Raw genomic sequence first — 18,368 nt, forward strand, 5'->3', positions numbered from 1 at the left:
TAACATATTGTTTTTCAGAGTGGTCGAACTTCAATCCCCTGTCAACGCTTCATAGATATCCTGCAGGCGACTACGCAGAAATCGCACGGCCTTGTGCTTGCGGGATAACAACGCCTGCACCGTGTCCCCCGTTTCATCCGCCAGCGCTTTCATGCTGTACCCCTGAAATTCCGTTTTTTCGAATACCTCCCGCTGCGACGGCGGCAGTTCCAACAGGGCTTGTTCGAGTTCTTCCCACAGCAGCGATTTAAGATACTCCTCCTCCGGCGTTTGCGGCACGCCGAATAACGTTTCTGCTAACTCCTCTTCGGGGAAATCCTCGTCGTCGTCAGCGGTAAAGTCGCCAGCGAGCGAAACCTCGCGCTTTTTCCGCGCCCGGTCGGTCATCTCATTGCGTGCCGCACGAAACAGCCAGGCGGCGACGTTCTCCACCGGCTGTTCCACTTTCATCAGCTGATACGTCACTTCCTGCAGGATATCGTCGGCATCATCGCGAACCGCCGTCCGCCCGCGAATAAATGCCTTCAGGCGGGCGCGGCAGGCATTCAGCGCCGAGACCAGTAATGATTCACCTGCCTCACCGGCTTTCATATCGTTCACTCTGCTTCCGGTGTTTTCGCCGCATTGTCATCGCGCTTTTCATCACGATGGTCGTGCCAGCCACAATGGCCGTGGCGTCCAAACCCAGCGCGGCGCTGCTGAATAAAGGCTTCACGCTGTTCGGGCGTCATGTTCATCCAGCGCTCGTGCATCCGGCGGTGTGCGCCGAACATGCCAGGCCTGACGCCCAACCCGCCGAACAGAATGCGGCTCAATAGCAGAACGCCCAGCGCCTGCCAGAAGCCGATGGCTTTCACGCCGAGGATGGCGGGAAGTAATGCGTTCCACAGGGTCATCACCAGCAGGCCGAGCACGATGAAAATCACCGCGCCGATGATCAAGCCCTTACCCATACGGTGGCGACCGAATCCGCGTCCGTGACCTCTGCCGTGCAGTTCAAAATCTCTCATGGTGTTTACCTCGTTTACAGTAACTGATTATGGCTGGTAATGAGGTAGACGATTCAGGAAGAAAAATATTGCTAAAAACTTCAAAGACCACTTTTCAAATAGGGCTTATGCCTTGTAGAAGATAACGCGCACGCTGCTGATTTTTAATATAGCGATATTCATCACATTTCGTAGAGAAAATTAACATTCCCAGGTTCCATGAATTTCAACATTGAGTACAAAGCCTGCAGTGACAATTGGCCTGACCAGTTTAATTATTCACCACAATATTATATTAACGCTTGTAAAATACTTTACTTGGCACATGAGACTATTCCTATAAACTGCATTTTTTATTGTTAAAAAACAATGTGCTGTAGTGAGGCTAAATTAACTTATTTTATTTAAAGGTTTGTAATCACTGAACGCATGACTATTATTCAAAGCGTCAAAGCAAACGCCTTTGAATTAGATTTTTGCCACACTGTTTGTGATGACATTATTTCTACGCATAAAATGTCTTAATCGATAAATTGAGGAGTAATTTATGAGTTATACCCCAGCATGGTCTGGTGAGATCCCGGCTAATGTTTCTACGGGTGTGAATACAGGTATTGAACTGAATAAAGGTGACGAAATCACAATTATCGCTTCAGGCTGGATTCGATATGGCAAAGAGGAATTTGCACTGGCTTCCCCTTTCGGCCGTGTAAAAGAAGGACTTGCCACTAACTCTGACACCGTACTAAAAGCAAGGTTCGGTGAATCCGGCAAGGGACATAGTATCGGGAGTGGTGAATATAAATGGTCCGCTCCGGAAAGTGGCGTTTTATACCTGTATGTCGCGGATACTGATGTTGGGTATAAGGACAACTCAGGAAGCTTTAGTGCCAAAGTGTACAAATAGCCCCACCTAAGGAAATAACTTACCTTTTTATGCTCGTGGGTAAGTTATTTCCCGCCGCAAAATATATTCATTAAACAGGAGCAGTCCAGTAATGATAGGCAGACTGACAGATTATCTTTTCTGGTACCACACGGTTTGGGTGTTCATATTTTTACTCATGGTTGGGGTAGCTGCAGGAGTAATTGTCAATTCCTTACTGCATTTTCATGGGGATGACGCATTCCTGGTAGGATTAATATTCTTCTTATTTCCCGCAATGCTGGTATGCCTTCGGTTACATCGGCTATCAGCGAAACATCGTCAAAATTGAATCGCGACACATCCGTTATTATATCAAAAGGAGTATCAGTGATGTCCCAAGACCTGAAACCAGTTGATCTGGTAATCGTTATCGATACCAGCCTTTCTATGGAAGATGAAGCGGAAGCGCTTAGCCGTGCGCTCAGTGCTGCCGTTGATGAAGCAAAACAATCCTGCCCCTCCGACTTGCGCGTAAAGTTTTTAGGGATTGAAGGTACGTTTGCCAACAGTGAATTCAATCAAACCGTTCGCCAATACCTGAGCGAGAAAGGCGTGAATGAAAGCACCCTGAGAGGTCGGGTGAGAGACAGTGTAGCCAACGCTGGCGCGCAGGAAGATGTTGCCCGCGCAGTTGAAGATATCAGTACCCATTACGACTGGCGCTCAGGGGCAGAGCGTAATCTGTTTGTGCTGGGAGACGAAAGCCTCGAAGGGGGCGAAATGACGCTTGATCAGAGCAAAATCCAGGCCTGTGACAAAGCCATCGAAAGCGCCCTGCGTAACGGCGTAAAGGTTCACTCGTACCTTGGAACCCCATACAAAACGACGCCCTACCCAACACCGGCCGATGAAGCCGCAATGGAAAAAGAGTATAAACGCCTGGCGCTTCGTACCGGTGGTGAACACTATATCTACACCAAAGGCGTGCCGGATTTTGCCGCTGTACTCAAGCAAACGATCTGTGCCAGCCGGGTTCCACAGAAAGAGAGCATCGCCGATAAAAAAGGTGAGGCCGATAAGCTGGAGGGCGTCGCCCCATCAGGATCGTCCAGCAATATCTGCGATCATGCCGGAGAGATCATCAAGGCAGTTAACACCCTGGCGGGAGTACTGGATAAGCTGGTCGATGTCTGCGGAAAGGACGGTGGGAAACAAAATGGTTGTAAATGTCATGATCATCCTGAAACCGCTACGGATACGCGCAAGGAGGTGGTCGTCCCAAAGCCTGAACCGACTCCGGAGCCTGAGGAAGCCCCGACACCTACACAACCCGAGCCTAAACCTGCACCTCAGGAAGACCAGGTTCCGCCACCACCGCCGCAAAAAGATGAACTGTATGCCATCGTGCTACAGGATCGGACCTGGTGGAAAGGCAACAAAGACGATAATGGCGATCTCTACTCTCACGATGCGAAAACCGGTGAGCGTAAAGCAAAAATTAACGATGCGCATAACTATGCGGGTCAAAGTAACGCCGTTGCGCCCGACGGTACGCACTATATTGTTCAGCATATCAGCGACGTATGGATGGGCCCGGCAGGTCAACATTTCGTGAAGTCCAACACCCTTTCAGGTGGCAGGACCTCCATCGACAGTTTTGCCTTCCGTCAGGATGGCACCGGCTTCTTCTTCCATGCAGCAAAATATGTGGTGAATTATTTCAAGCATGATCCAGCAAACCCTAATCCGCCGAAGAGTTCGCTCAGGATTGTTCCCGCGCCAGGAGAAAGCCAGATTCCTTTCGGCAGAAGTGATAACCAGTTTGTGGCGGATATTGCTTTCGATGGTAACAATCGCGCCTGGCTTATCGGCCTGACGGGCAATTTATGGGTAGTGGATGATACCTCTTCCACAACAGAATGGCAGGCCCGGTTCGTTCAACAATTCCCTCAACTTGAGCTGCCCGGAGCCAGCAAATACATCGGCATTGCCTTCGACTCAGCGGGAAATGTCTACCTGTGCGGGGGGCAGAAAGAGAACAATACCTCCTGCCGCCGTTTTATTGCCCGCGGTTCGGTTCAGGATAACAGCAAGCTGGAATTGATTTACGACGGGGGCCCGATGTCGGGTTCATATGGCGATCTGTCATCCAACCATTTCCCCAAAATTAAACTGAAATAAGTTTGCTCCAAAAAACCGGTGAAATGGTTGTTTGTGTTTCACCGGTTTATTATTTAAATGAGGCTCCGTGGGAACCTCCACCTTTCAATCACGCCATTGTTGGCAATCTAAAACTCGAAATACTCCGTGAAAGCTGCTGCGCCTGCTCTTCCAGCGAGGCGGCTGCCGCCGCGGACTGCTGCACCAGCGCCGCGTTCTGCTGGGTCACGCCATCCATCTCCGTAACGGCCTGGCCAACTTGCCCAATTCCCCGACTCTGCTCTTCCGAAGCAACGGAAATCTGTTCCATCAGCGTATTCACTTTATTCACCGAAGAAATAATTGATTCAATAACGTCTCCCGAGCGGTTAACCAACTGCGCCCCGTTTTTCACGCTGGAAACAGACTGCGCGATAAGACTTTCAATGTCCTTCGCCGCCACCGCGCTTTTCTGCGCGAGTGTTCGCACTTCGCTGGCAACAACCGCAAAGCCGCGGCCTTGCGTGCCCGCGCGCGCGGCTTCAACCGCCGCGTTGAGTGCCAGAATGTTGGTCTGGAAGGCGATGCTGTTAATGACGCTGGTAATATCCTCGATGCGCTTCGAGTTCGCCGCAATGGTGTTCATCGTTTCGATCACTTCGCGGGTCACCGCTTCTCCGGTATGGGCATTTTTCACCGCATCCTGCACCAGCTTCCCGGCCTGGAATACATTATCGGTATTGTTCGCCACCGTCGCGCTCAGCTCTTCCATACTGGCTGCGGTCTGGGTCAGTGCAGAAGCTTGTTGTTCGGTGCGTGAAGCCAGGTCGATATTTCCGGAGGCGATCTCTTGTGCCGCATGCGTGACGGTATGGCTCGCGTCGCGCACCTGGGCGATAGTGGCGAGCAACGCCTGACGCATCTGCTCCATCGAACCCATCAGGTGATCGATTTCATTCCCGGCGCTGCCCTTCACGGGCACCGGTATGTCCAGCTTGCCCGCCGCAATCTGGCTGCAGTGTTCACGGGCCAGGTTAACCGGCGCGAAGACAAAGCGCTTCATCAGCAGGCTGACGGCGAAAATCACCAGCACAAACAGGCAGGCGATAACGGCAATCATCACCAGGCCAGAAACAAAGTTGCTGCTCGCATCCTCGTTAAGACTTTTGGCATATTTCTGATGAATGGAAAGGACCTGGTCGAGAACGATCTCGTACTGGCGGTCGAGGCGGGAGACTTCCGGGATCAGCGCGTTAAATTTGGCTACATCGTGCGCCTCGGCGGCCTCGATCAGCGGAGCCAGCCCCTGGTTGCGGTAGTTTTGCCAGGCATTCTGATAGGCTGTCACCTGCTGGGCTTCATCCGTCAGACGCGGCGAAGCCATAAAGGCCGCAAAGGCGTGGTCCGCTTTGGTCAGCGCCTCTTTCACTGCAGAAAGCTTGGCAGCCTCATCGGCAGTATTGCCCGCTTCCACCATCTTCACATACTCCATCACCCTGACGCGCAGCGTACGGCTATGGTTGATTGGGTCAATAATGGAGAGCACAACCTGGATCTCTTTGTTCACGTTATCCAGGGAATTATTACTTTTAATGATGAGGCCAACGCTGGTAGCAGTGCTGACAACAAAGAAGAAAAGCAGTGAGAACAGGACAATCAGGGACGACTTCTTCAACGACATAAACCAATACCTCAAGGAAAATTATTCCTTATGGTTATCGGCTATTCCAAAACTAAAATTAATTAAAGTTATTGATGTATTGGCCGAGGCTATACCGCTGACTTATAGCGCCGCTGAAGGGTGGCATCCAGCTTCCGCTGCACAGGTTGCGGCGCCTCACCGTCGATCAATTTACCAATCAGATCAAAGCAGTGCCACGCCAGCTGGCGGTTATCCTGGCGAATAGTATCAACCGGTATCGTCAGCGAATCATACAAATAATGATCGTCAAAACTGGCTAACCTGATATCACTTTGCAACAGATTATGCTGGCCCATATAGCGTAATACCCCTTCCAGCAGGCCACAGGCGGCGGTAAAGAGGGCTTTAGGCGGACGGCCTAAGCGCGCGCAAAGCTCAGCGAACATCTCGTAGCCGGAGCTCGGGTGATAGTTGCCGTGAATGATCCACTCCGGACGTAGCTCGACGTTGGCCTCACGTAAACCTTGCTTAAAGCCTTCCAGACGGTCCCGCGTCGGGGAAAGCCGTGGCTGCCCGCCGAGGAAATAAAACTCATCAGGATGCTGGCGGGCGATCTCGGCCACCAGTTCCGCCGTGGGGGTAATCGAATCGGTAATGACCAACGGCAGAGAGCTGTCGTTCATATGGCGGTCAAAGAGGACAACGGGCAGCTGCTCGCTCAGTTTCTGGTAGTCCGCATCATTCAGCATGCTGGAGGCAACAATCAGACCGTCCACCTGGCGCGCCACCATGTTATTGACCACCACGGTCTCCTGCCCCGGATTCTCATCGCTACAGGAAATCAGCAGCTGGACACCCGCCTCGCGGCACAGTGTTTCCAGTTCGTGAGAAAAGACGGCAAAACCGTAGTTGGTGATCTCCGGAACCACCAGACCAATGGTGTGGCTGCGGTTATCACGCAGCGAACGGGCGTGAATGCTCGGCTGGTAGTGATGCTCTTTGGCAATCGCCAGAACGCGATCGCGGGTCTCTTCCGCCACCCGAAGCTCTTTACTGCGTCCGTTCAGTACCAGGCTGGCGGTGGCTTTTGAAACCCCCGCCAGCTCCGCGATGTCTTTAATTGTGACGCGTTTTGTTTTTCTCACAATGACTTAGATCCGGCTGCCAAAACCCCTATTCTATCATGCAGCGGCGCAGCGACCAGTAGCGTAATGTGATGTCGGACGCACCTTCGAAGCGCACCTGAGCCGGATGAGCAGGAAAATAGCGGCTGCTCATCACCCCTTCGCCATGATTGATGAAAATCTCAACGCTGGAACGGTCGCACAGAACGCGTAAATGGTTAACGTCGCCCTGCCAGTAGCGGGTCAAGGTTTCGCCGTTTTTCAGGCTGGCGCGTTCAAGACGCAGCCCCTTCTCATCCCAGCGAAGGCGCATCGCGCCGGCAAAATCAACATTCACACAGGCCGTTTCCAGCTCAAACTCAAGACTCGTCGCATCCAGAACGGGCGCATCGAGAGCAGTACCCTGCCACTGGCATTCGGTCTCGCGCAGCGTTTCCAGTTCACGAACGGGCGTTTGCCACAGCCTGCCGTCGCGATACCGCAGTTCACGCGGGCAGGTCATCTGGTGGATCCAGCCATGGGCCCGCGTCGGCTGGAGCATCTCTTCCCCGTCCGGCACGCCCATCCAGCCAATGAGGATACGCCGTCCGTCTTCCGCCAGCGTGGTTTGCGGGGCGTAGAACTCGAACCCGGCGTCCAGTTCATGTAACTCGCCGTGATCAAACGTCGCGCGCTGATAGTCAAACGCCCCGCTCATCCAGGTCGCCGGATAAGTATTGAGGTAGCGATGCGGCTCGCGCGCCAGTCCTTGCGGACAGCAGATCAACACGTGCGTCCCGTCGAGCGCGAACAGGTCCGGGCACTCCCACATATAGCCCGCGTCCGACAGGCCGTTGACGCCGTGACCGGCAATTTCGCCGCAAGGCTGCCAGCGCTGTAAATCACTGGATGTGAACAGCAGCACTTTGCCGCGTTTTTGCAAATCTTGTGCGCCCAGCACCATGTACCACTCCCCGTCGTGTTGCCACACCTTCGGGTCGCGAACGTGTCCGGTATAACCGTCCGGCAGCGGCAGCACCGGGCCCCGTTTTTTAAAGCTTCCATCCGGTTGTTCGACGGCCAGGCACTGCCAGGCGGTGCGGCTTCCGTCGTCAAACTTCACGTTGCCGGTGTAGCACAGCGTCAGTTCGCCGCCATTGTCCACGGCGCTGCCGGAGTAGCAGCCGTTGCGGTCATATTCCTCATCCGGCATCAGCGCCAGCGGCTCATGCTGCCAGTGCACCAGATCCGCTGAACTCCAGTGTCCCCAGCATTTGTAGCGATGATCGCAATCCAGCGGATTCCACTGATAAAACAGGTGATAGCGCCCGGCAAACCAGATAAACCCGTTGGGATCGTTCATCAGCCCCGTTACCGGCGCGGCGTGCCACGCAGGGTAATGGCTGTCGGCCAGCGCGCGGGGCTGGCCCTTCATGACGGCCTGCAATATCGCAGGCCAGCGGGAAGCGAAGGTCATTATTCAGAGTCCGTTTTATATTTCAGCAGCAGCGAGACGGTAAACGCCACGCCGAACGCAATCACCATGCCGATAATATAGTTGAGCAGCGAGCTGGCCTGCACGATGGCCATTCCCGGAATAGCGGTCAGGCCAACGGCGGTCATATAGACATGGACCGACACCACCCAGGCACCGCCCACCGCGCCGCCGATCAGCGCGGCGATAAACGGTTTAACAAAGCGCAGGTTGATACCAAAAATGGCCGCTTCGGTGATGCCCAGCATCGCAGAAAACGCCGAGGGTAAGGTAATGGCTTTGATTTTGGCATCTTTGGTCTTGAACCACACCGCCAGACAGGCACCGCCCTGCGCCACGTTTGCCATGGCCCAGATTGGCAGCAGGAAGTTAACGCCAATCGACGGGTTACCCAGCAGCCCGGCCTCGATGGCGTGGAAGCTGTGGTGAATACCGGTGATCACAATCACCGAATAAAGCCCACCAAACAGCAGCCCGGCCAGCCAGCCCGCGTGTTCAATGAGCGTGCTCAGGATAAAGGAGATGCCGTCGCCCAGCGCGCGCCCTGCCGGACCGATAATCAACAGCGCAATAAAGCCGGAGATCACCACGGTCAGGAAAGGCGTCAAAATCAGATCCAGCGCGTCCGGGATCGCGCGGCGCAGATTTTTTTCGACGATGCTCATAAACCAGACGGCCAGCAGCACCGGGAACACCGTGCCCTGATAGCCAATCATGGCGATCTCAAGCCCGAAGAAGTTCATGGTGTGGAAGCCGGATGCCACGCCCCAGGCGTTGGTCAACGCCGGGTGCGTCAGGATCCCGCCCAGCGTGGCCCCCAGATAGGGGTTGCCGCCAAATTCGCGTGCGGCGGTGAAGCCAATCAGGATAGGCAGGATGATAAACGCCGCCGAGCTGCACATGTCCAGCATGATGTAGAGCGCATTGTCCGCATTAACCCAGCCGTAGGTTTTCACCATCCCGAGCAGCCCCATCAGCAGACCCGAGGCCACAATCGCCGGAATAATCGGCACGAAAATATTGGAGAGCAGACGCGCGATGCGCTGGAACGGGTTGAGCTTGCGCGCCGCGATATCCGCCGCTTCCGACTTGCTGGACTCACTGATACCCGCCGCCTGAATAAACGCCGCGTAAACCTTGTTGACCACGCCCGTGCCAAAAATTACCTGCATCTGCCCGGCGTTACGAAAACAGCCTTTTACACCCTCGACCTTGCCGATAGCCTGCTGATCGGCAAGCGCGTCATCGACCAGCACCAGACGAAGACGCGTTGCACAGTGGGCGGCGCTGGCGATGTTTTCCTTGCCACCGAGCAGCGGAATAAGCTCGCGGGCGATTTGATTAAAATCCATAGATACCTCTGCCTGACTTCTTTTTTATGATGTGCGAAACGCTCCCGCCAGGCGGGAGCGTGATGGGTTAAAACCAGGTTTCCATCTGAACCCCAAAGTTCCATTCCCCGCCAGCGTTGAAGCCGCTGCTGCCAAAGGCATCATCGCTGGCGTAATTATCCAGTTTGCTGCTCCAGTCCATCCAGGTGGCAAACAGGCGCAGCTCCGGACGGCTGAAGAAATCGCCAATCTTGCCCGCTTTTAACGTCGGGGCGAAGGTCAGCTTGTAGAAGCTGCCGTTGACCGCATTGCGATCCTTGTAGCCTTCCGGGTTTAAGTCCATGTACTGATAGCTGCCCTCGAACGCGAGGGCGAAATTCTGCGTGACCTCTTTGATCAGACGCGTATTCAGGGTGACCCACTCATAGCTGTCGCCTTTCACGTAGCGGTCCTTGCTGCTCTGCGCCAGCACGGCAGGCGCGATATGCCAGCCACCGCCTAGCGGCGTGACACCGTAACTTGCAAAGCGCCAGGTATCGGCTTCCGACAGCAACGCGCCATCCGAACCGATGCTTTTGACCTCGGCGCCCAGACCGTGGCCGTAGAGCAGCGCCGTTTTGGCGGAACCTTCACGCAGTCCGTAGAAACTCTCGTTATGCAGGCCGACCAGGGCGTGCACGCCGTTGTTCGCCGCATCGGTTTTAATCAGATCGCCGCTGCTGTCTTTACGGTCGTCATTATCCTTCGCGCGTAAGCCGCTGACCATGACCTGGAGCGGACCGGCGAAGTGGTTCATGCTGAGGATGTAGTTCTGAACGTTATTGTCGATCTCCTCTTCGCTGCCAAAGTTGCGGCCATAAATCGAGAAGTTGCTGCGCAGGTTCTCGTTCCATTTCACGTCATACACGCCGCCGCCGGTCCCGGCGAGAAACACCACGTCGGAGTCCAGCCAGTGAATGTCAAAGTTATCGCGATCGAATCGTTTACCCGCCCAGAAGGTGCTGCCCTTTAGCGCGCCGGTAAAATCGGGCAGATTGCCCAGTTCGGCAAAGGCCTGACGAATATTGAGATCGCTGGTATCGGCGGACCAGTCGTTATAGGTCTTCTGGCCATCGGCGAGCATTGCCTTGAAGCGAGTGGTCGCCCCGCTGTCGAGCGTCTGTTTGTGCTCCACGTTCAGCTCAACATAGGTGTCTGCTTCGTTACCCAGACGCCCTACCGCGCCACCGGTTTCCCCGGCTGGCGTCAGGTATGGACCACTTTTACTGCTGGAGGCCGCGTCGTTCATCAGCAGGCCCGAACGGGCGTAGCCGTGGAACTCAAACCCGCTGCTCTGGTCGGCTTTTTTCTCCAGCACCGTGGTACGTTGCGCCACCTCCTGAGTGGTGGTTTGCGCCTGCTGCTGAGCCGCCACCAGCTGCTGCGTTTTTTGCTCCGCCGCCGTGGCGCGTTTCTCGGCAACCTGTACGCGGGTTTCCGCAGCCTGGAGGCGCTGTTCCATCGCGGCAAGGCGCGCTTCGATGCTTGTCATATCCGTTTGGGCAAAAACAGAGGTACTGCCGGCCAGCATGCCTATCATCACGGCAAGTCTGCGTTTTTTATACATTTTGTCGCATCCCTAAAAGAATTTATTAAAAGTGCTAAATTGCTAAACCGGTTTAGGTTGCTGATACTAAACCCGTGAAATTTGGATCGGCAATGTTTTTTGCTAAACCGATTTAGTTTGTGTGATCGAGGCGACAATTCAGGCCGCCGACGGGCGGCCATGGGGGGGAATTACAGTTCGTGATGGTAAGGCAGCGCGGTCATTGCGCCTTTCGCCGTCGTGGCTAACGCGCCGCAGCGCTGCGCGAGTCCGATAACCGGAACAAGTTCCTGACCGGCGGCCAGTCCGTAGAGAAGACCGGCCACGAAGGCATCACCTGCTCCGGTCGTATCGACACACTCCACGGAGGTTGCCGGATAGTGTTTCACGGTGCCATCATGCCAGGCAATAACGCCCTCTTTGCCCAGCGTGACCAGCACCAGACGGGCCGGACAGCGGCGCATGAGTGCCTCCAGTCCGGGTTTAACCTGAGCGTCGTGGGTTAAAAACGTCAGCTCCTCAACGGAGAGTTTAACCACGTCTGCGTGCTGCAAAGCCAGTTCGAGACAGCGGCGAAGTTCGTTCTCATCAGCCCAGAGATCCGGGCGAATATTGGGGTCGAAACTGACGTAACCGCCCGCATCTCTGATGGAGGCCATCGCCTGAAACGCCGCTGAGCGGCTCGGTTCTGCGCTTAAGGCGATGGAGCAGACGTGCAGCCACTCACCGGCGCTGAAGGACGGCAGATCGGCGGGTTCCAGAAACAAATCGGCGCTCGGGCGCACCATGAAGGTAAACGAGCGTTCGCCATGGTCATCCAGATCGACAACCACCGTAGAGGTGCGATGCGCAGGGTCAAGGCGCATCTGCCGCACCTCAACCTTCTCATCAGCTAATATCTGATACATAAAGCGGCCAAAAGGATCGTCGCCCACTCTGCCGATAAACGCGCTGTTTCCCCCCAGCCGCGCCACACCAACCGCCACGTTTGCCGGTGCGCCGCCAGGGCATTGCAATAACCTGCCTTCCCCATCTGGCAGGAGATCCACTACGGCATCACCAAGAACCCAGATCTTTTTCATGTCACCCTCTTTGCTAAACAATGTTAAACCGTTTTAGCTATTTAAGCACAGCCTGGCATGAGGGGGAAATAGTCGAGGAAGAATTGTATGGAATGCGTGATCAACGCGTCATATGCGGCCAGTTAATATCAGACACGCCATTCAGCTGTGGGCGCGCAAACAAAAAGCCCTGAAAACGGCGTATTCCAGCAGACTCAAGCCAGAACCACTCTTCGAGCTTCTCGATGCCTTCGGCCACCAGGGTAATTTCAAGGTCGGTACAACAGCTAATGATTGAGCGCACAATCGCCTGCTTCGGACCGCTCAGGTGAATATTGCTGACAATCTCCCGGTCGATTTTAATTTTATCCGGCTGGAATCGGGTCAGCAGAGAAAGTCCGGCATAGCCAGAGCCAAAATCGTCAATGGCCAGACCAATCCCTTCTGCACGCAGCTGTTTGATGGCGCTGTTAAACTTATTGAAACCGGAAATCATCTCGTTTTCGGTCACTTCGATGATCACCTGTTCAGGCTGTAAACCGTGCCTGCCGATCTGTTCGACCAGAAACTCAACCGCGCCAGGCACATTCACCAGCGACATTGGCAGCAGATTCACTGCAATTTTGTGGCTCCCTATCCCCAGCTTTTCGGCCAGCGCAAAGGCATACGCTTTGGTTTGCAGATCGACCTCGTAAATCTTATCCGGGTCGAGAGCATTGAAGAAATGCTCCGGGCTTCCGCCGTCATTTCCTCGGATCAGCGCTTCAAAAGAGCTAATTTTGCCTTCCGAGGGTTCGACAATCGGCTGAAGGGCAAACTGGCAGGGCTGATCGGCAAACGGCCCCAGGGCGTGACTAAAAGAGGTGCTCTCGCGGGAAAGCGTCCATTTCTCCGGTTCGTAGTGTGAGCCAGACGATGTCGATTTATTGCCGGTAATAAACGACTGGATAAATTTAAACACCCGATCGTCAGATGTCAGATAACTCTCGAGCTTGCTGTAATGCAGAACCGATTCCAGAACCTCTTTCTGCGACTGGACCTGCAGATCAAACAGCAGCATACCGACGTTGTCGAAACGTCGGCGCGGACCGTAATCCCGCATGAGCTCCACCACGTCTGCATGCCGTTTATCTTCGCGGATCTTATGGAAGAGCTTCACCACGCTCTCTTCCTTTCCTTCGAGAATTTGCAGGATTTCGCTTCCGTTCGAGAGAAGAATACCGGTGATATTCTGCCCCGTATTACGGATCCTGGCCTTTTCAACCAGCGCGCTGAGCTCTGCAGAGCTGCAGGATAAATTCAACTGGCTTCGATAAATGAGAGTAGTAAGCACAGAATCGGGGTCCGAATATGAGGTAAACGTCTGGACGTTACTGTTTAACATACTTCCCCCTTGCGGCCTAATCTATTCATTAAACCAATTAATTCCCGTCGATGCGCCCGTTAATCCGCTCCTGCATATAGTCGTAAAACGGATTCGACGTGACCCGCATGAGCGCATCCTTTCCGACGCTAAGAACCGATGTCTCGCCCCACAGCGCAATGGTCCCCAGGCTGATGCCATAGCGGTTTTTGACCTCCGGATGACGGCCATACAGATCATCTTCAGGAGGAAACGGGATGGCCACATGCGAGAGCGAATAGACCTCTTGAGGATACGAAGTGGAGAGCGGAACTACAGTTTCACGCGTACTCTCCGCAGGCGTAATCTTAGCAACCGTGTCATCACTGTCTGCCCTGCTATTGGTCACCACCGTGACACTGTAACGCCTTTTTGCCGCAGGCAGGAGATCGGCAAGCGCTGTCCATGAAGAGGGTTTAAACAACGGGCGGAAACTCGCCGCCTGGTTGATATCAAATACCACCAGTTCACTGCCGTTTGCCGGAAGCTGGTCAAACAGCCCCGTCACCACTGCCCGGGTACTGACCGTCGAATCCATGATGGACTGAAACGCTATCACCGGCGCAAGCTGGTCGAGGCGGTGGTTCTGGGCATCATGGCTAAGCTGCTGCTGCAACGCCTGCGTCAGTAACCACGACTGTCGCGCCGCGTTCACCGGAAACGAATTATATTTGTAAGGGTTATATTCTGGAGCAATGTTGAGCCACGCTGCTTTGGCGAATGCCGGTAACATCGCGGGTAGCCCGGCGAATCCGGCAAAACGGGCGAACGCCGTGACGCCAATCATGGGTGACAGCAGAACCAGCTGCTGAGGTTTACGCAACGTCGGGGCGTCGAGCGCATCAAGGGCATACTTCATGGCCAGTGCCCCGCCGTTGGAATACCCCACCAGATGCAGCGGCACCGCGTCACCCGCCAGATGCGTCGCTTCACGTACGGCAAGCCGCGTCGCCGCCATCCACATCTCCCAGTCGACATCCGTTAACGCACCGGGCGCGGTGCCATGACCGGGCAGGCGCGGAACAACGGCGACAAAACCATGCTGCTGATAGTTAACCGCAAGGTGTTTTACGCTGTAAGGCGAATCCGTCAGCCCGTGAAGCAGCACCACCGCTCCGCGTGGTTTGCCTTTTGGCATCAGCACAAATGAACGGTTGGCATCGGGTGAAAATTGTCCGGGCCATACCAGGCTTTGGCGGTTGTAGCGGTTAAGGGGGGTCTGCTCTTCTGCTTCCGTTTTCGCCGTCACCTCGTTTTCCAGCGCGCTGAAAATGGCGTTTTCGCGGGTCAGGTACTGGGCGAAATTTGCCTTGTCCATCTCCTGGACGGACATTTCATCCGCGCGCCAGGTATGCCAGCGGTGCAGTTCCGGCCCCTGCTGCGAGAGATAAACCCGCACGGCGAGCAGTACAAACAGGATAATCCCCAACACCAGGATACTTTTCTTTGCGAACGCAATCAGCCGCACGCTGACACGCCAGGGCCAATTCGCCATGCCGATTTTCCTTTCCAGCTCAGTGTCCTTCAATCTTAACAAAAATGTGAAGGCACTGACGTATTCACCAAAATCATTCTCCTCGGCTTCGACCAATGCACCAAAAGTGAACTACGCTGCACAAATGTTGATCATTGGTTAAACAAATATTGCATTAACTTTGCTGCATAGCGGGTTTTACCCCCTCTGTGAAAATGGCACGCGTCCTGCATTGTTAATCAGGTAACAAAAAAACGGCAATTGACAGCCAGTTAACAGCGAGGCGGTATGACGACACAACCTGAAGTGCTGAGCCGTATCGAAGCGACCTTCAGTCAGCTCACGCCAAGCGAAAAGCGGGTGGCAAGCTGGATGCTGGCGCACGCCGCGCAGATCCCCTTTGAAACGGCAGAAAGCGTGGCGCTGATTACCGGGACCAGCGGGATCACCGTCGGGCGCTTCCTGCGCAAGCTGGGCTACCGCAATCTTGACGATGCCAAAAAAAGCCTGCGCGACCCTTATCAACCCTGGGGCATGAACGAACGTCTTGACTCGTGGCAGCAGCAGCAACCGCTGTCGGACCGCGTTCAGCACTCGCTTTCCCTGGAGATCGACGCGATTACACAGGTGTACCAGCTGGCGCAAAGCGAGGCCTTCAGGCAAGTGGTCAATCAGCTTGCCCGTGCAGACGCGGTATTTGTGCTGGGGATTCAGTCGACGCGCGGGATCGCTAATGCGTTCTTCAGCCATCTGGAATATCTGCGCCCGCGCGTGAGCTACTCAGAAGGGTTATCCGGCAGTTGGGTGGAGTCCCTGAACTCCGGATTTGCGAACCCCTACGTGGTGCTGACCGATACCCGCGCCTACTCCGCTATCGCCCGTCAGTACTGTCGCGTCGCGAGTGAAAAAGGCATTCCGATGGCGCTCATTACCGATATCTGGTGTCCGTGGGCGCGGGATTACCCTATCGATTTACTGCAGGTGAAAACCGATACCGGACACTTCTGGGATTCACTTGCCCCCGTCAGTTGCCTGTTCAACCTGCTGCTCTCGGGCGTGGTGGAAGCACTGGGTGAAGCGCTGCCGGAACGCCTCGCGGTAAACCGACAGCTACAACAAGAGTTTGGTCAATTCGAACGCTAAAGGAGTGGATCAATGTCCGACGAGTATCAACTGGTTGATGTGGCGAAGACGTTTCCCGCGCTGCATATCGATCTTAAATACGCCACCGATAACAACATCACCGGCAGGCCGATTTATCAGGAAGCGCGATGCTTGCTGCATACCGATGCGGCTACCGCGTTAGCGAAATCGATCGGCATTGCTACCCTGGCCGGACTGAAACTGGTGGTCTACGACGCCTACCGTCCGCAGGAGGCCCAGGCGCAGCTGTGGGATGCCTGCCCAAACCCGGAATATGTGGTTGATGTGGCCATTGGCTCGAACCACAGCCGGGGGACCGCCATCGACGTCACCTTGATGGATGAGCGGGGTCACGTGCTGGATATGGGCGCCGGGTTTGACGAAATGCACGACCGCTCGCATCCGTATCACCCTTCCGTACCGCCGCAGGCACAGCGCAACCGCCTGCTGCTCAACGCCATTATGTTTGGCGGCGGATTCGTGGGCATCAGCAGCGAATGGTGGCATTTCGAGCTGCCAAACGCCGCAGGCTACCCGCTGTTAGACGATCAATTTCCCTGTTTTTCGACCACACACGCTGCACGTTAATACTGGAGCCCGGCCATGAAAAGAACGCTTCTGACCACCCTGATCGCCGCTACGCTGGCGTTAACTTCTACCGCTGCACTGGCAGCCGTCCCCAAAGATATGCTGGTGATTGGCAAGGCGGCCGATCCGCAAACCCTCGACCCGGCGGTGACAATTGATAACAACGACTGGACGGTCACCTACCCGTCCTATCAACGTCTGGTGAAATACAAGCCGGGCACGACCGAGGTGGAAGGCGATCTGTCGACGGGCTGGAAAGCGTCCGACGACCAGAAAGAGTGGACATTTACCCTGACGGACAACGCCAGATTCTCCGACGGTACGCCGGTCACCGCCGAGGCGGTCAAGCTATCCTTCGAACGTCTGCTGAAAATCGCTCAGGGCCCGTCGGAAGCCTTCCCGAAAGATCTCAAGATTGAAGCGGTTGATGAGCACACGGTGAAATTTACCCTTAGCCAGCCGTTTGCCCCGTTCCTCTATACGCTGGCGAACGACGGTGCCTCCATCATTAACCCGGCTGCGCTAAAAGCCAATTCCGCCGATGATGCACGCGGTTTTCTGGCGCAGAACACGGCGGGATCTGGCCCGTTTATGCTGAAAAGCTGGCAGAAAGGCCAGCAGCTGGTGCTGGTACCGAACCCACACTGGCCGGGCGACAAGCCGCACTTTAAGCGCGTGTCGGTGAAGATCATCGGCGAGAGCGCATCGCGCCGCCTGCAGCTTTCCCGTGGCGATCTGGACATCGCCGACTCTCTGCCAGTGGATCAGCTTTCCGCCCTCAAGCAGGAAGGCAAAGTGACCGTCGCGGAATACCCGTCTCTGCGCGTGACCTATCTCTATCTGAACAACAGCAAAGCGCCGATGAACCAGGCTGATTTACGCCGGGCAGTCTCCTGGGCGACGGACTATCAGGGGATGGTGAAAGGTATTCTGAGCGGCAACGGCAAGCAGATGCGCGGGCCGATCCCGGACGGCATGTGGGGCTATGACGCCACCGCCATGCAGTACAGCTTTGACGAGGCCAAAGCCAAAGCGGCGCTGGAAAAAGTGAAGGATAAACCCGCCAGCCTGACGTTCCTCTATTCCGACAACGATCCGAACTGGGAGCCGATCGCCCTCTCCACCCAGGCGAGCCTCGGCAAGCTCGGGATTAACGTCAAGCTGGAGAAACTGGCCAACGCCACCATGCGCGACCGCGTGGGCAAAGGCGATTACGACATCGCCATCGGCAACTGGAGCCCGGACTTTGCCGACCCGTATATGTTCATGAACTACTGGTTCGAATCGGACAAAAAAGGGCTGCCGGGCAACCGCTCGTTCTATGAGAACAAAGAGGTCGATGCCCTGCTTCAGGCGGCGCTGAAGACCACTGACCAGGCCGAGCGCACCAAAGACTACCAACAGGCGCAAAAAGTGGTGATTGACGAGGCGGCCTACGTTTATCTGTTCCAGAAAAACTACCAGCTGGCGATGAACAAAGAGGTCAAAGGCTTCACCTTTAATCCGATGCTCGAGCAGGTGTTCAACATCGCCACCATGAGCAAGTAG

At 55.1% G+C, this 18,368-nt stretch carries 15 protein-coding genes; 5 read left to right on the top strand and 10 right to left on the bottom strand.

The genetic code is table 11. The features are described from left to right. Window positions 1-30: 30 nt before the first annotated feature. Both ACTJJA_RS06910 and ACTJJA_RS06915 read right to left on the bottom strand, forming a co-directional pair. Complete coding sequence (locus ACTJJA_RS06910) at window positions 31-591, bottom strand: RNA polymerase sigma factor (RefSeq protein WP_440667715.1); 561 nt, start codon at window positions 589-591, stop codon at window positions 31-33. Between the two features lie 5 nt (window positions 592-596). After that, a complete protein-coding gene (locus ACTJJA_RS06915; protein WP_440667021.1) occupies window positions 597-1,010 on the bottom strand; it encodes a hypothetical protein in 414 nt (137 codons plus the stop codon). A gap of 526 nt (window positions 1,011-1,536) precedes the next feature. Between ACTJJA_RS06915 and ACTJJA_RS06920 the strand changes: the two genes are divergently transcribed. After that, on the top strand, window positions 1,537-1,896 hold the full coding sequence (locus ACTJJA_RS06920; protein WP_440667022.1) for a LecA/PA-IL family lectin: 360 nt from the start codon (window positions 1,537-1,539) through the stop codon (window positions 1,894-1,896). A gap of 351 nt (window positions 1,897-2,247) precedes the next feature. Next, window positions 2,248-4,038: a hypothetical protein gene (locus ACTJJA_RS06925; protein ID WP_440667024.1), complete on the top strand. Its 1,791-nt coding sequence runs from the start codon at window positions 2,248-2,250 to the stop codon at window positions 4,036-4,038. A gap of 88 nt (window positions 4,039-4,126) precedes the next feature. On the opposite strand, the gene ACTJJA_RS06930 is transcribed toward ACTJJA_RS06925, so the two are convergent. The 8 genes from ACTJJA_RS06930 to ACTJJA_RS06965 form a co-directional block, all read right to left on the bottom strand. Next, the gene (locus ACTJJA_RS06930; protein WP_440667026.1) at window positions 4,127-5,677 is read right to left on the bottom strand and encodes a methyl-accepting chemotaxis protein; all 1,551 of its coding nucleotides are present in this window, start codon (window positions 5,675-5,677) and stop codon (window positions 4,127-4,129) included. Window positions 5,678-5,766: 89 nt separating this feature from the next. Next, complete coding sequence (locus tag ACTJJA_RS06935) at window positions 5,767-6,783, bottom strand: LacI family DNA-binding transcriptional regulator (RefSeq protein ID WP_010431293.1); 1,017 nt, start codon at window positions 6,781-6,783, stop codon at window positions 5,767-5,769. A gap of 28 nt (window positions 6,784-6,811) precedes the next feature. Beyond that, complete coding sequence (locus ACTJJA_RS06940; RefSeq protein WP_440667028.1) at window positions 6,812-8,218, bottom strand: sucrose-6-phosphate hydrolase; 1,407 nt, start codon at window positions 8,216-8,218, stop codon at window positions 6,812-6,814. Next, entirely contained in the window at window positions 8,218-9,588 is a 1,371-nt protein-coding gene (locus ACTJJA_RS06945; RefSeq protein WP_010431297.1) for a sucrose-specific PTS transporter subunit IIBC, read from the bottom strand. The genes ACTJJA_RS06940 and ACTJJA_RS06945 overlap by 1 nt, the downstream gene beginning before the upstream one ends. Window positions 9,589-9,655: 67 nt before the next feature. Continuing rightward, complete coding sequence (locus ACTJJA_RS06950; RefSeq protein ID WP_440667031.1) at window positions 9,656-11,173, bottom strand: carbohydrate porin; 1,518 nt, start codon at window positions 11,171-11,173, stop codon at window positions 9,656-9,658. Between the two features lie 170 nt (window positions 11,174-11,343). Further along, window positions 11,344-12,234, bottom strand: a complete 891-nt coding sequence (locus ACTJJA_RS06955) for an aminoimidazole riboside kinase (protein ID WP_440667033.1) — start codon at window positions 12,232-12,234, stop codon at window positions 11,344-11,346. A gap of 100 nt (window positions 12,235-12,334) precedes the next feature. After that, window positions 12,335-13,546 carry a diguanylate phosphodiesterase gene (locus ACTJJA_RS06960; protein WP_440667717.1) on the bottom strand — a complete coding sequence of 404 codons (1,212 nt, stop codon included), beginning with the start codon at window positions 13,544-13,546 and terminating at the stop codon, window positions 12,335-12,337. A gap of 88 nt (window positions 13,547-13,634) precedes the next feature. Continuing rightward, window positions 13,635-15,110, bottom strand: coding sequence for an alpha/beta hydrolase (locus ACTJJA_RS06965; RefSeq protein WP_440667035.1), 1,476 nt, complete (start codon window positions 15,108-15,110; stop codon window positions 13,635-13,637). Window positions 15,111-15,377: 267 nt separating this feature from the next. Between ACTJJA_RS06965 and ACTJJA_RS06970 the strand changes: the two genes are divergently transcribed. The 3 genes from ACTJJA_RS06970 to ACTJJA_RS06980 are packed head-to-tail and all read left to right on the top strand — an operon-like array spanning window position 15,378 to window position 18,368. Next, a complete protein-coding gene (locus tag ACTJJA_RS06970) occupies window positions 15,378-16,232 on the top strand; it encodes a MurR/RpiR family transcriptional regulator (protein ID WP_440667037.1) in 855 nt (284 codons plus the stop codon). A gap of 12 nt (window positions 16,233-16,244) precedes the next feature. Beyond that, a complete protein-coding gene (gene ddpX, locus ACTJJA_RS06975; protein WP_440667039.1) occupies window positions 16,245-16,820 on the top strand; it encodes a D-alanyl-D-alanine dipeptidase in 576 nt (191 codons plus the stop codon). 15 nt (window positions 16,821-16,835) lie between these two features. Further along, window positions 16,836-18,368: an ABC transporter substrate-binding protein gene (locus tag ACTJJA_RS06980; RefSeq protein WP_440667041.1), complete on the top strand. Its 1,533-nt coding sequence runs from the start codon at window positions 16,836-16,838 to the stop codon at window positions 18,366-18,368.

The organism is Enterobacter sp. 22452 (genome assembly GCF_052045065.1).
Taxonomy (GTDB): domain Bacteria; phylum Pseudomonadota; class Gammaproteobacteria; order Enterobacterales; family Enterobacteriaceae; genus Enterobacter; species Enterobacter mori.